Consider the following 13,161-nt stretch of genomic DNA (forward strand, 5'->3'; position numbering starts at 1 on the left):
CATTTCGATTTAATCTGCATCAACCCAGATCTGGTATTTTTGACAATGTAGGCATCTAAACAAATAACCACAGATAGGCCCGTCTTTGACCAAGTAGTCTTCTACCTCTTGATATTCTTCACGCGCTTCATAGTCTGCCAAGACTTGCTCAGCGATTCCCATATCATTCAATTCTCGAGTTCCAACTGTACCCAAGTAAGCACAATAATCTTGGCAACAAGAAAGCCAATATTCTCCCTGCCAACTAGAGTAGCCTGGGGTCTGACAAAAAAGCAGCTGATTCTTTTCTGGATCCAATTCACCCTGCCACTCGGCATCTTGGATAAATTCCGCATCGAATTTTTTAGCTGCTAGCCCGTTTGCAATGCACATTGGGCAAAGGTATTCTATATCCTCGATACAATAAGGGATCAAGTCATAATAAATATTGCTTTTTTTCCCACAAGATGGACAAAGCTTGGCTTCTCCTTCAACAAATGAACCTGTAGCTAAGGGATCTGGATGGTAGATAAAATGTGGCAAAGACTGTAATAGCTCCTGCCTATGCTTCTTCTCTTCTTTTCTTAGAGGACGAGGAAGGGCAAAACGATCGCCATGACTCTGACTCATTTCTTGTAATCTGCTCAGTTTCTTTAACTGTTTTCGGTCTGGTTTATCTAAGATTTCGGTCAATAAGCTATAGGCACTAGTGTAAAGACCCAATTGTTCATAGAGGTCAACTAAGACTTTCTTAGCTTCTAAATCCTCAGACTTAGCTAATTCATCAGCCAAATCATAGAGTGCCACAACACTGGAAGAATTTCCATCTTGGTCCAGGTATTGCTTTTTTAAAGTAATATACTTTTCTAGAAATGGATTCATGGGACTACCTTTCTAATGGAATATAAAAACCTTAACAAATAGTTACCAGGACATTTCCATTGAGCTCCAGAATCTTTTTGTAAAACTCTTTCATATTTACAAAACTGATTCGAATATCATCCTTGATTTCTTCCTCTTCCTCAAGATAATCCCAAATATCAGGATATAAGTCGGCTTTCTTGCATGCTTCCATACTAAAGTCTTTCAAAGCCTTGTCCATATCAAATTCTTCTAAAGCTTGACTGATAGCCGCAATTCTCGATTTTTCAGTATAGGCGATATATTCAGATACATCCTCTAGAGGAGTCACCCCTAAAACAGCTTCTCTCAGAGGATCATCGTCCATAAACTCAGAACTACTAAAGCCAGTCATGACAAAGAGAAGAGCATCCCACATCTTATCGATATCGATTAAGATATCATGAGTATCAGCGGAGTCCTCGGTAAAGTCTAACAAGTCATCTTCTTGATTGGAAAGACCTTTTATTTGTTCTAATTCATTGTCTGGTAAATATTGATAATTGGCAATCATTCCCATGATTTTTCTCCTTTGAATCTTGTAGGATAATACTCATGTTTTTAGCTCTATTTCTATAGAAAATGCTATAATGGAGCTAAGAAATTGTGTTATTGAATGTTAATACTCAATGAAAATCAAAGAGCAAACTAGGAAGCGAGCCGCAGGTTGCTCAAAGCACTGCTTTGAGGTTGCAGATGGAAGCTGACGTGGTTTGAAGAGATTTTCGAAGAGTATAAATAGGGGGAAACAGTCATGTTCACTAGTATTGTTTTGGCATTTTATGCTCTTTTCTTTCTATCCTTATCCTTTACTATTTATCTCTATATCAGACTTCTAGTTGCGGTCAGACAAGGGAAAGATGTCCCAAAATGGATCTATAAACTCGGCCATGCCATTCAAGGTAGAATTCACGTTGACTATGAAGAAATCACAGATGCCAATGCCCTTAAAGAAATTCATTGGTTCTTTATAATCTATCTAATCGTAAATCTACTCGTATTGGCTGGCTTCTACTATCATAGCCATAGTTTCCCTCAAGCAATTTATGAATGTTTGAAGAAACAATTTTTCATCGTATTTGTTAGTATGGTTTTAAAAAGTATTGGTAAATTGATTGTATTAACTATAAGAAAAAACTTTCAAAACAGTCATGCCTATGCATCAACCAACGCTTTTATCGGAACTGCTTTTTTAACGAGTTATGTGTTTATGTTTTGCATGATGATGAGTGGTCTTCCAGCTCAACCTGTTCCAGTAAGCATTCAAGATACCACTGTCATTATCGGAGAAACCAAGGCTTCCGAACTTTTGGATCAAGGATTTAGTTTCGAAGATAAAAATCCAGATAGCCCCATCACCAATCCCAAAAACGACCACTTCTATTACGGTCAACTTCTTGAAGTCAAGCGAGATAATCAGTCCTATGGCTTTATGAGCCTTACTCCTACAGGAAGAGATACTGATCAACTCAAAAACTGTATCATTACCTACTATAGAACTCCCAAGGACGACAATCAACTGCAGAAAATTTCTATCAATCATGTCAATCTAACAAATCTCAAGCTCCAAGATTTTCAAACACGAAAGTTAATCGATATCTTTCAACTAAATCCTGCTGATTATGAAGTCACTGACACCGATGCCAACTTCATCCTAACCATTCAAACAGCAGATTACGATCTCTGGAAAAGATACAGGATTGAAGCCAAGTTTAATACAGATGGTTCCCTAGATAGTTATGGTGTCAGAGCCCAACATAGCATGTGGGAATGATTCACCCCTTATTTTCCTCTTATCAGATAAACATTAGACTGAAAAAATATCATCGACAAGTTTATAGGTTTCGATGAACCGAAGGCCAGAGGAGCCTTTATCTCTAGTGATTTCTTCATAAATATCTTCTAAATTTTGGGCAGGTGCCAGCATCCAAAGACTAAATGGACTGAGTTTCACCTGTCCAATTTTTTCAATATTATCTAATAATTGCCCTAAATCTTTGTGATTGAACCAGCAATCTGTAACCAGAGCAAACTTGGTATTGTCCATCTTACAGGAGATTTGACTGGCCAAAAAATCATCGATGGTGGGCTTTTTTGTTTGTAAGAGGCGCGTGCAAGCTAGATGATACTCAAGCTTTCTAGGACTCTGCTCCACCATAGATACAAAGACAAGACCATATTCATCTTCGAACTTAACAGCAAGGATATCTCCTTCTTCAAAGTAAGGTTTGCGTTTATACTCTTCGAAAATCAAATTCAAACCACGTCAGCTTCGCCTTGCCGTACTTAAGTACAGTCTACAGTTAGCTTCCTTGTTTGCTCTTTGATTTTCATTGAGTATTAGCTTTTGCTTTAGGAACCTTTAGAGGTCTAGGATTTTCAGTTTGCAACTGAACTGCAAGTTTTTCCAAGACTTTTTGCCTTTGCTTCAAAGCCTTTGGATCTATTTCCATCCAAAATGGATCAGGACCTTTTTTGATAAGCTCTAAGGTTTTATCTCTGATGTCGCCTGTCAGATGACCAATCTTCCACAGTGAATAGGCAAGAGCAGTCCAATAAATTTCTGTAAAAAAGTCTGTTTGGCAGTAATCATTCTCCGCATCAAGGATATCCTTGATAATATTGGCTATATGATCACCATCTCTATAGCGACCAACCACATCATTGTAAATGTCATAACCTTGATCACTGTCAATGATTTTAACGCCATCAATAGCCATTCTCAACTCCTAATACTCAATCGACATCTTATTGCTAAATCTCAAAACTTATTTAATCTTATGCTTGTTCATTTTTTCTTGGAAAATATCTGTAAGAATTTGTCGCAATTCTTGAGCTTCTTTTTCAGGAAGTTGGCCTTCTTGTTCAGCTACAGCATACAACTCTGGATACTCGAGCGAGATTCTCTTAACAGTACGTGTAATGGCATGTTTTCTAACAAAAAATGGAATTCGTTTAATCATATCTTGAGGAATTAAAGCGATAATTTTATCGGCAGTTTCCTTATCGGTCAGCTTAGAGAAAGTTAGTCCCTTTTTAATCATTTCTTGTTCTTTTTCTGTAAAATCTTTAATATCCATTGTGTCTCCTTATGACTATTTTATTTACTACTATTATACTATTTTTTTAATTGGTCGAATGAAAAATCTCTATAAATCACTTCTTTGCCAAGAACGGAATCTGTTGTAACAGGTAGTTTTTGCAGCAAATCTTGGATATCAATATTAGTGGGAAGAGGATTAAATTCTCCCAGACTATTTTCTTGAAGATGTGCTGCAAAGATAAACTCCCCCTTTTCCCAATCCATAGCACAATCATTGATAACATCTACTGGCGACAGGTCCAGCAGTTCTTGCTCTTGCGCTATAAACGTTTCGTAGATCAACTCAAAAATAGCTTCCTTATCAATTTTTACAACTCTTAATGTATGTTCATCCATGCTTGCTGTCCTCTAATCATATCAATTTAGCTATCATTCGATTGGTAACTTCTTATCCCACTCTTTAGGCAAATCATCCTTTTAGAGTTGGACCCATTTATCATTGTCCATAATAAATGGTTTAGCTAGACCTTCACCTGTATAGTTTTCATATTTTGTATCTAGATATTTGTAACAATCTTCCTTGGTTGCAAATTTGATAGCTTGATAAGGCTCCTCAAAGGTTATCTTTTCGACAAAGAGATAACCGTCCTCGCTTGGCACAAGTATGCCGACATGACCGATAAAGAGGGATTGACCATCCAAGTCATCATGAACTACAACAGATAGCATTCTTGCATTTTCATTAAACTTGAATTGAGAAAAGAACTGTTCCATCTTTGCAGCATGTACCTTGACATCAGTTGTTGCTTCAGTTTTAACTCTTGAGAATAAAATATCAAAAGCATCCTTGTCTTCTGCACCAAAGACTTTTCCCTTATCAATAGCATCATTATCGACAAACAAGAGGGAATCATCTTTCTCTAACTTAGGAATTTCGATTGAATTTTTCAATAAACAATAACTGTTAATCCGACAGTTGGTACCTACAAAATCACCTTTTTTCGGTGTCCAAAGATTGCTAATCTTTTCTACGTCATACTCGGTTTTGGTGAATGTAGAAAAATCTCCAGTTAAGCCTACTGAACCAACAGTATTGTTATAATCATTGACAAGATTGAAAAATGCATCCACACTGTCTTTATCCAAATGCGCAGCCAAGGCTTTTCTGACTTCTTCTTCACTGGGCTTACTGTTCATATTGCTATAAGTAGCTTTCCAGGAAACCTGATTTGATTGTGATTGACTGACTGAGTTTTCCGTAGTAGCTTCGCTTTTCTTTTGTGCTTGACTACAAGCCACGAAGGTAAAAAGAAGTGTTGAGCAAAGACCAAGAGTTGCTAATTTTTTAAATTTCATAGGCTTTCCTTTGTTTAAAAAATTGTTGTTAAGTGTGAAAATCATTATTCTTTCGGCTGTGAATATACTTGAATATGCTGCCCTAGTACCTTAATTTCCACTGGTAGATTATCAGATTTATCTCCATCAACATCCGTTTCCAACTCAACATCTGAAGAGATTTTTATATGACGAGCTTTTATATAATCGATGTGATCATTTTCTACGACGTCCCCTTTTAATAAGTCAGGGATAACTGACAATTTAGTAAGAATTGATGCATCCTTAAGAATCAGAACGTTTGCATATCCGTCCTTATCTTCATCAAAAATCTTCTTATCAGCAAAATAATTGGTTAGGAGAACTAAAACGTGACTTGCTTCTCCAATATAGTTTCCATTTTCTGTTTCAACTTGAATGTTAAATGCTTGATCTGTCACGACAGACTTCATGGTATTAATCGCATAGGCTAGCATACCAAATTTTGTTTTATCCTCTATCCCAACGTTATGGATGGCTTCTGGTAGTGAACCAATACTAAAGATATAACCAAAATAATTTCCATTTGATTTTCCGATATCAATCTTATTCGTAGAATTAAAATCAAGCTCGTCAATGGCACCATCAATATCTTGATTGATTTCTAATAGTTTGGTGATAAGATTTCCAGTTCCTCCTGGGATAATCGCAAGTTTAGGAATGTAGTCTTTTTCCGCGATACCTGAGATTACTTCATTGACTGTTCCATCTCCACCGAATACGAGAACTGCCTCATAATGCTCCCTGGAAGCTTCTGTGGCGAAGTTGGTTGCGTCTTGCGCTTTTTGTGTAATTCTGGTATCGACTTGCTCGAAGTATTTTTTAGCCTTATTTTCTAACTTTTCCTTATAATCTAAAGCCTTTTCTCCACCAGAGGTTGGATTGATAATCAACATTATTTTTTGCATTCATTTTCTCCTCAATATCTATTTGCATCTTTAGGCTATCAATATATCTTTTTTTGATACACTTTATTATATAATGAAATTTCTAAAAATAAAATTTGAAAGTACTGAACTAAAATAGATACAATCCTGAACTGTCTAAGAATTTTTCTTTCAAAATTCGAAAAATAAATTTGTGGAAAAAATTTTATCAAGTTACAAACTGAAGAAATCATCTCATTCACTCTTTCTTCATATACGACAGTTTTTATTTTACTTTAAAACAAAACCTATGCTTCTATTATTTTTTTAGCCACAAATGTTGTAAAAAACTAATATCTTTATAGGGTTTTAAATCACATACTGCAAGTTCAATCTTTGTCATTTCTTCTAACCAGTTTTCTTTGCTCTTAAATTCATTTGGTTGTAGACTGTAAAATGTTCGAATCCCCAAATAGTTTTCTAATTTAAGACCAGACAAAGCTAATATTTCCTCAATTGTATAAGTAGAACCACTTGCAAAAGATAGGCTCTCAAAATTTTCACCATTGAGTAAGCTAAATGCTTGATTGATATCATTAGCAAAAACAACACTTTGTAGAACTTTTCCAACTTGATTATGCTTGATAATTGAAATCAAGCCATCATCTTTTAAAATTCTTTTGAACTCCAGAAGATAGTCTTTTCGGTCATTAGGATCTATATATTCTAAAACATTATGGCAAAGGACAAGATCAAAGGATTTATCCGTAAAACGAGCGAGTTGGTCAATACTTCCCCACAATTTTTCATAGGATGTGGAAGAGTTGGCATAGAGCATTTCCTCATTAGGTTCAACAGAAATAACTTGATTCTTGCAAGAAAGAAATTCACTGACCAAGCCAAATCCAGATCCAAAATCAAGAATTTTCTTACCTTCCAGATGAGCAAGTTGGGCAAAGGTTATTTCATATTGTATCTTTCCCCAAGGTTGTTTTAACATATTTCTATAATGTTCAAGATCAGATCTTTTGCTTGTCATGTGTTACCTCATTAAAACTGGTATTTTTCTTTACAATCATTTCTTTTAATAATTTACAGTAAACTGCCGAATTTTCAGTGATTTTGCAACAGTGATCATATCCTTGCCAAATGTGAAATGTGGCATGAGGATACTTTTTGGGGATAACTTTTTTAGCAGCTATCAAGTCGAATTCTTTTGAACCATAAAAGAAAACACAATTTTTTTGTTCCTCTGGCGTGAGGTTAGGCAAAGCCACAAATGCACAATCATGGGAAATATGTTTGATGCTTTCTTCACCCATAGCAATGAAAGAATCCACCATCATCTCTCCTTTTTCTCCATAAAGTGCAACCATCTTACGAACAGCAAGATCTCTATTTCTCAGAGCTTTTCTATGCTTTATTAATAATAAATACCTAGTAAAGACATCAAGCAAGGGCGCATTTGTCCATAAACTAACCCCTTCAAAAACAAGTTTCCCAAACCTGATATCCTTATAATTCAATAATTGCAGTAATACAACACCACCCAAGGATGCGCCAAAGGCTAAACGCAAGTCTTTTATATGGTGTTCCTTTAGATAGTCATAGATCATCTGACTTTCCTTAAGAGACGATTCGTAGAGGGCTAGAGCTGATTGCCCATGTGCAGACAAATCCGGAATGATATATCTAAACTCTTGCCCCATCTGGTCTGCAATGAGGGACTTCATCCCTTGAGCCGATGATAACATCGGGTGGATTAGCAATATCGTATCTTTCTGATTAGAATTAAGATCAAGAATGTTCATTTTCCAACACCAGATTTCTTTCCTTTTTAGCCCCTATCCTTAAAGAACTTATCCCATCCATTTATGATTTATTCAGATAAATGCGACAATTATAATACCTTCACTTGAACCCCTTGCTTGTCGAAGGTTTTTTTGACATGTTCAAAATTACTGCTTATGATAGTCGCTTGCTTCAGATTTGGAAACTGTCGCAGTTCTTTAAGACTAACTTCATTTAGATCGAAACCATCATCTTCACCGTCCCACTGAGGAATCAAATTCAGATAAATTTCATTTCCGCCATCCATGTAGATTTCTTGGACTTGTTCGGCATATTTCTTAGGTATAGGAAGATCTATCATATAATCAAGGGCTGGCTGAATAATCTCCATACTTTCTGTATCGATTTCCAGTTCACTAAATTCATCCGCAAAATCATAGATGTCAAAGTAGGGTTTCAGTACTCGTAAATCGTACATCAAAACTTGGATAATAGTTAGTTTAAAATTTATATTGTCAAAGTGTAGCAGTTCTTCGTCAGTTTCTTTTAACTTGTAGCTTTCCCGTTCATGTTTGACCTCTGGGAAGTAAGAAATTGATAGTGTGTCTGTGATGGTCTCTGCATATCCATGAAAATCACTTCCATAAGGAGTCCATAAAATCAAGTTAAAATCCCCTACTCTCTGTCTATCAGAAATAAAATAAGGGCTTTTTCCATTACAAGTTATCAGGGTCTTGCAAGGATTGAGAGGTAGTTCTCCCTCGTCCCACATGGGTTTGACCTTCTCTCCAAAATATAAATAAAGCGAAGTAATTAAATGCTCCTTATCAATATAGACGTCACAACTCTTTAAGTGTTGTTTAACTTCAAAGGAATGCACAAATACGAAACCAAGTTCATCATAAATATATTTGATAAACTGCCCTTCTTTTTTGAAAAATCGGTCAGGTTTTCCAAAAACAGTTTCAATATCCTTTAATGATAAAGGGAAATGCAAGCTTATTTCTAGAACATCGACAGAATTTCCGTGGAAATTCATAGAAAGGACCTTAGCTTTTTTCTTTCTAAAAAAATGAAACATTTAACTCCCCTTCTTAAGTTTCTTCAAGATACATTTTGACTGCTAGGTATTCCTGCTCTTTAGCATAGGCAAATACTTCTGAATTTCTAATGTAGTCAAAAATATTTTCCTCTAAATCTTCATCCCAGGTCGATTCACTAAAGATTTGATTGTCTTGACTTGCTTCATAGAAAATATCAAGGTGAACTTGATAAAACTCTTCATCTTCATCTTCATTTGGGGCTTGCCTTACTAATGATAGTTGAAACAAGGGCTTATCAGATATACTTGTAAATGTCCCTGTTTCAAACAAAATCATCTCATCATCAATAGGCTCACGACACAAGTCTTCAAATATTGCTACCATATCCTCCAAGGGCATCTTATCGGTGATTCTTTCTCTTAAAAATTCAAGTGATTGCTTCATGCTTCTCCTCTTTCTAATTGGAGCTTCGTTCTTAGAAAAATCCTTTTAAAAAATAGAATCCCTACACCCTTTATTATACTACATTAACAGAAAAAAGACTGAAGCAGATGGCATTCACGGATCTATACTATTGTAATCGGTCAATTTCCTAAAATGATTACCTAGTCCATTTTATTGTATACAGATGAGGTGTTATTTGAGCATGCCCTTTTATAACTCAATTAGTATTAAAAATAAGATAGAAACTTCAGGATGTCTACTGTCTTGTAGCATTTTTTTAACCTTGATAAGTTTAACAAATCGTATAAAATAGTTAAAAAGTCTTTAAAATTAAAAAAATGTATAATATCAAGACTTCAATGAACTGATACGATACATTTTATAATGAAAAGATTTACTTAATTTTATCTTCAATTTTGATTTTGCTCACTCGAATCCTTCTTCGATCTTTGAATATAGACTATCGATACCAACGAAAGTAAAATAACTCCAAGACCGATAATTAAAAAGGAAACTAAATGAACGCTTGGTAGAAAGGTCATTACACCTTTTGCAATCGGCATAAAGAGAATTGCTAGTGTAAAAATGGTACTCAATACCCTCCCCAGATAGTCTCCGTCAACCTTGGTTTGTACCTGAGTGAAAAAGTGAATATTAAAAATCGTCATAAAGAGTTCACAAACTAGGTTTCCTGAAAAAGTGAGAAAATTAGGTAGTGGCAATCCCATCATGAAAACTCCTACTCCTGTGAGGATCAATAAGAACAAAAGTGTATTCATAGTTGATTTAAATTTATTTGCAATCAATGCTCCGATGATTGAGCCAATCGCCCCCATGGTTAAGATAGTCGCATAGGCTCCTTCTACACCATAGAGTTTATTTGAAAAAGGGAGCAAAAACTCAAAAGCTGCAAAAAATAAATTCACACTGGAAGCCACTAACAAGAGAAAGAAAATTTCTTTTTGATGCCAGATATAGTGCAAGCCATCTTTGATATCCGCAAAAATATCTTTCCCTGTAAAACTCTTCTGCTCTTGAGTCTTTGGTTCTTCTTTGGGAAGTAAGGCGACTAGGGCAAAAGCGATGAAAAAGGTCAAAGCATCTAATAAGAGCGTCAGATGGAGACTAGCAAATTGTAAAACAAGGAAAGAAAGCACCGGAGAACTGACTCCTACAACCTGTAAAACTAACTCTAAGCGTGAATTGTAAGTCACTATCTCGTCTTTTTCTACGACTTCTGTGATAATAGCTTTATTGGCAGTTCGAGAAAATGCAAATGCAATGGCCTGGACAATATTAGCAAAGATCAAAGCTCCAATCATCCAGTTATCATTTCTGATAAAAGAAATGGCCAGACAGAAAATCCCACAAACCAAGTCTGTTGTCATTAAAATCTTGCGACGCGAAAAACGGTCTGAAATCACGCCTCCAAATGGATTAACTAGTATGGATGTAACGAGTTCAGAGATCTGATAAATCCCTAGAACGGTTTGCCCAATCGTTCCCATTGATGCCAACCAAACACTATTCCCATAATCATAGAGCATATTTCCTAGTTTGTTAATAGCTCCACGACTAATCAACTGTACTGCATATCGATTCATAAAAACTCCTCTCAAATTTTGAAACTATTGTATCAAAACTTGAAGGAGTTTCTCATTTTTCCCTTATTTGGGAAATTAATTTTTTACAAATTTATCGTAATGTTCCTGATAGTAAGCTACTTGCTCCGGAAGACCTAGAACATCAAAAATATGCATGGCTTCCTGCATTTGTTTACAACCTTCTTCTTTTTGCCCCTTCTGATAAAGAGCAAATCCCTTAAGAAAGTGGAAAACATTACGCTCATAGAGTTTGATGCTCTTACCTATGATCTTCTCTATATAAGCTTCAAAGTAGCTGGCATTTTCAAAAGCAAGATGTTCTAAACAATGCTGGTAACAGTTAAGAGCTAAAATCAAGACCAGTTTTCGATGGCGTCCAATTTCTTTGTAGAAATCCTCCCTCTCCATTACTTCTCTACCAAGTCGAGCAACATAGTCCACATCATAAAAGCTATAGAGATTGCCAAAGAGGATCAACTCATACATGGTCCATTCATCAGTTTGGAAAAGATAATCTGCCACCTTATCCAGATCGCCTTGCTTCATAGTGAAGCTAGTATCTCTTTGACAAATCAGACCTTGTAACAAAATCCAGTTCAGTTCAAAATAGAGGGGATTTGTTGAACTCTTAGCTTTTTCAAGTTGTTCTTCTTGAAGCTTTTGAAAACCTGCAATATCATTTGAGTAGTAAAGTGGAATAATCTGAGCCATCAAGCCGACATGTTCATGATGTTGAAAATTTCTAGTCTTATCCATAAAATTCTCAATCGTCACGTGAATATTATCTAATATTTCAAAGAAACGAGATGCAGCCAGATCCGATTCCCCCAATTCAAAGCGGGATAATTGGGAGGTCGAACAGGCCTCTCCTGCAGCTTCTTTTAGAGAGTAATTTTTACTGATTCGAAATTCACGAAAGACTTTTCCAAGATTTTCCATTATTTATTCCCTTTTAAAAAAATAAACACTTTTAATTAACGATAAGATATTTGCGACTTAGTTACTTCAATATTTCGATCAACGTATTTTATATATGGAGCAACAAAATCAATATCATCACATTTGGGACCAAGTTTAATTTTTGAATATTTTAATTCTTTATCAATATAAGTATATATCCCAGGAATCACACTATTAGAACTATCGCAAGTAATAATTAAATCTTCTTCCCCCTCATAAGATTTAATAATCCTAAATTCATTTTCATAACTATAATCAGCATCTTTAAATAAATAACGAATGTCATCAATTAAGTTCAACGCTGAAGAAAAGAGATTTTGTCCCTTGACATCTTTAGGATCTTTGATTTTGTTAAATACTGTTTTTATTTTTTCTATTTCACCGTTTAGTTCACCAATATTATAACAAACTTTATAAATTTCAATTCCATCATTTATTAAATTTTCAATATACTCTTTATGATACGTTAGACAGATCCCTCTTGCATCATCACCATATTGTTTCCACATTGGAAGACTATCATCTAACTTTTGACTATCACCAGTTTGCGTCATAGAAGCAAAGAAGAACGGCGATGTATCATAATCAGTTTCAGCTAATTTTTTTTCTCAAGCCCTATTAGGTCGAGAAACGTATACCCTTCATTTGGATCATTCATTTGTCTGGCATTACTAAGCCGTAATCTAGGATAATTATTTTTATCTTCAATTTTATAAAGCAAAAATTTTAATGTATTTAGAGAAGTATAGTGAATAAAACTATCATCGCCAGTAATCTGGGAGTATCTTAATGTACCTTTAATATTCTTAACACTAGTTAATATTATTTTTAAATCTTCATTTTTTATAGTTTCTAGTTCTGACTTTAATTGATCGAAATTAGCTCTTTCAACTAAGGTTGTTAAAATATCAATACCCTCTTGATATTGGACATAATCTGGATTATCTAAAAAATATTTGACCAGGTTATTTAATAATTCAAAATTATAATTACAACCTTCAACGATTTTAAAAACTAAACTTTTATTCTCATCAGAGATATCATGATCCTTTAATTTTGCCAATAAATATTCAAAAATAAGATTTCTATAACTCTCCGTTGATACACAATTACCAACATTCAATTCTGAATTGATTTCTTTGAGTAATCTATTAGAA

General features: G+C 34.9%; 14 protein-coding genes and 3 pseudogenes. 1 reads left to right on the top strand and 16 read right to left on the bottom strand.

Annotated features, from left to right (window positions below):
* Positions 1-9 precede the first annotated feature (9 nt).
* Together GEZ89_RS07615 and GEZ89_RS07620 are read right to left on the bottom strand one after the other, a co-directional pair.
* Positions 10-861, bottom strand: coding sequence for a CbrC family protein (locus tag GEZ89_RS07615; RefSeq protein ID WP_153225580.1), 852 nt, complete (start codon positions 859-861; stop codon positions 10-12).
* A 31-nt stretch (positions 862-892) separates the two neighbouring features.
* The gene (locus tag GEZ89_RS07620; RefSeq protein WP_153225581.1) at positions 893-1,399 is read right to left on the bottom strand and encodes a YfbM family protein; all 507 of its coding nucleotides are present in this window, start codon (positions 1,397-1,399) and stop codon (positions 893-895) included.
* 234 nt (positions 1,400-1,633) lie between these two features.
* Here GEZ89_RS07620 and GEZ89_RS07625 point away from each other — a divergent pair, with 234 nt between their 5' ends.
* Entirely contained in the window at positions 1,634-2,653 is a 1,020-nt protein-coding gene (locus GEZ89_RS07625) for a hypothetical protein (protein ID WP_153225582.1), read from the top strand.
* Positions 2,654-2,686: 33 nt separating this feature from the next.
* Here the strand turns inward: GEZ89_RS07625 and GEZ89_RS07630 are convergent.
* The 14 genes and pseudogenes from GEZ89_RS07630 to GEZ89_RS09740 all read right to left on the bottom strand — a co-directional run.
* A pseudogene (locus GEZ89_RS07630) lies at positions 2,687-3,112 on the bottom strand (hypothetical protein); the annotation flags it as partial.
* Positions 3,113-3,224: 112 nt separating this feature from the next.
* Positions 3,225-3,599: pseudogene (locus GEZ89_RS07635) on the bottom strand (hypothetical protein); the annotation flags it as partial.
* Positions 3,600-3,647: 48 nt separating this feature from the next.
* Positions 3,648-3,959: a hypothetical protein gene (locus GEZ89_RS07640; RefSeq protein ID WP_075231390.1), complete on the bottom strand. Its 312-nt coding sequence runs from the start codon at positions 3,957-3,959 to the stop codon at positions 3,648-3,650.
* A 38-nt stretch (positions 3,960-3,997) separates the two neighbouring features.
* A complete protein-coding gene (locus GEZ89_RS07645; RefSeq protein ID WP_075231391.1) occupies positions 3,998-4,318 on the bottom strand; it encodes a hypothetical protein in 321 nt (106 codons plus the stop codon).
* Positions 4,319-4,399: 81 nt separating this feature from the next.
* The gene (locus GEZ89_RS07650) at positions 4,400-5,278 is read right to left on the bottom strand and encodes a DUF4300 family protein (protein WP_075231392.1); all 879 of its coding nucleotides are present in this window, start codon (positions 5,276-5,278) and stop codon (positions 4,400-4,402) included.
* Between the two features lie 44 nt (positions 5,279-5,322).
* A complete protein-coding gene (locus GEZ89_RS07655) occupies positions 5,323-6,204 on the bottom strand; it encodes a diacylglycerol/lipid kinase family protein (protein WP_075231393.1) in 882 nt (293 codons plus the stop codon).
* Positions 6,205-6,481: 277 nt separating this feature from the next.
* On the bottom strand, positions 6,482-7,201 hold the full coding sequence (locus GEZ89_RS07660; protein ID WP_075231394.1) for a class I SAM-dependent methyltransferase: 720 nt from the start codon (positions 7,199-7,201) through the stop codon (positions 6,482-6,484).
* A complete protein-coding gene (locus tag GEZ89_RS07665; protein WP_153225583.1) occupies positions 7,182-7,973 on the bottom strand; it encodes an alpha/beta hydrolase in 792 nt (263 codons plus the stop codon). The genes GEZ89_RS07660 and GEZ89_RS07665 overlap by 20 nt, the downstream gene beginning before the upstream one ends.
* An 89-nt stretch (positions 7,974-8,062) precedes the next feature.
* Entirely contained in the window at positions 8,063-9,034 is a 972-nt protein-coding gene (locus tag GEZ89_RS07670) for a DUF6892 domain-containing protein (RefSeq protein ID WP_194251847.1), read from the bottom strand.
* 13 nt (positions 9,035-9,047) lie between these two features.
* Entirely contained in the window at positions 9,048-9,440 is a 393-nt protein-coding gene (locus GEZ89_RS07680) for a hypothetical protein (RefSeq protein WP_153225584.1), read from the bottom strand.
* 410 nt (positions 9,441-9,850) lie between these two features.
* Positions 9,851-11,044 (bottom strand): MFS transporter, encoded by a 1,194-nt coding sequence (locus GEZ89_RS07685; protein ID WP_153225585.1) that lies wholly within the window; start codon positions 11,042-11,044, stop codon positions 9,851-9,853.
* A 75-nt stretch (positions 11,045-11,119) separates the two neighbouring features.
* Positions 11,120-11,983 (bottom strand): XRE/MutR family transcriptional regulator, encoded by an 864-nt coding sequence (locus GEZ89_RS07690; RefSeq protein ID WP_153225586.1) that lies wholly within the window; start codon positions 11,981-11,983, stop codon positions 11,120-11,122.
* A gap of 35 nt (positions 11,984-12,018) precedes the next feature.
* Positions 12,019-12,558: a DUF2971 domain-containing protein gene (locus tag GEZ89_RS09735; protein ID WP_228113881.1), complete on the bottom strand. Its 540-nt coding sequence runs from the start codon at positions 12,556-12,558 to the stop codon at positions 12,019-12,021.
* Positions 12,559-12,599: 41 nt separating this feature from the next.
* Positions 12,600-13,161, bottom strand: a pseudogene (locus GEZ89_RS09740) (DUF2971 domain-containing protein); the annotation flags it as partial.

Origin of the sequence: Streptococcus mitis, from assembly GCF_009496285.1 — a bacterium.
Classification (GTDB): domain Bacteria; phylum Bacillota; class Bacilli; order Lactobacillales; family Streptococcaceae; genus Streptococcus; species Streptococcus mitis_BP.

Coding starts and splice junctions, on each gene's coding strand:
- GEZ89_RS07615 (WP_153225580.1), bottom strand. CDS start 861: ATGAATCCATTTCTAGAAAAGTATATTACTTTAAAAAAGCAATACCTG.
- GEZ89_RS07620 (WP_153225581.1), bottom strand. CDS start 1,399: ATGGGAATGATTGCCAATTATCAATATTTACCAGACAATGAATTAGAA.
- GEZ89_RS07625 (WP_153225582.1), top strand. CDS start 1,634: ATGTTCACTAGTATTGTTTTGGCATTTTATGCTCTTTTCTTTCTATCC.
- GEZ89_RS07640 (WP_075231390.1), bottom strand. CDS start 3,959: ATGGATATTAAAGATTTTACAGAAAAAGAACAAGAAATGATTAAAAAG.
- GEZ89_RS07645 (WP_075231391.1), bottom strand. CDS start 4,318: ATGGATGAACATACATTAAGAGTTGTAAAAATTGATAAGGAAGCTATT.
- GEZ89_RS07650 (WP_075231392.1), bottom strand. CDS start 5,278: ATGAAATTTAAAAAATTAGCAACTCTTGGTCTTTGCTCAACACTTCTT.
- GEZ89_RS07655 (WP_075231393.1), bottom strand. CDS start 6,204: ATGCAAAAAATAATGTTGATTATCAATCCAACCTCTGGTGGAGAAAAG.
- GEZ89_RS07660 (WP_075231394.1), bottom strand. CDS start 7,201: ATGACAAGCAAAAGATCTGATCTTGAACATTATAGAAATATGTTAAAA.
- GEZ89_RS07665 (WP_153225583.1), bottom strand. CDS start 7,973: ATGAACATTCTTGATCTTAATTCTAATCAGAAAGATACGATATTGCTA.
- GEZ89_RS07670 (WP_194251847.1), bottom strand. CDS start 9,034: ATGTTTCATTTTTTTAGAAAGAAAAAAGCTAAGGTCCTTTCTATGAAT.
- GEZ89_RS07680 (WP_153225584.1), bottom strand. CDS start 9,440: ATGAAGCAATCACTTGAATTTTTAAGAGAAAGAATCACCGATAAGATG.
- GEZ89_RS07685 (WP_153225585.1), bottom strand. CDS start 11,044: ATGAATCGATATGCAGTACAGTTGATTAGTCGTGGAGCTATTAACAAA.
- GEZ89_RS07690 (WP_153225586.1), bottom strand. CDS start 11,983: ATGGAAAATCTTGGAAAAGTCTTTCGTGAATTTCGAATCAGTAAAAAT.
- GEZ89_RS09735 (WP_228113881.1), bottom strand. CDS start 12,558: ATGACGCAAACTGGTGATAGTCAAAAGTTAGATGATAGTCTTCCAATG.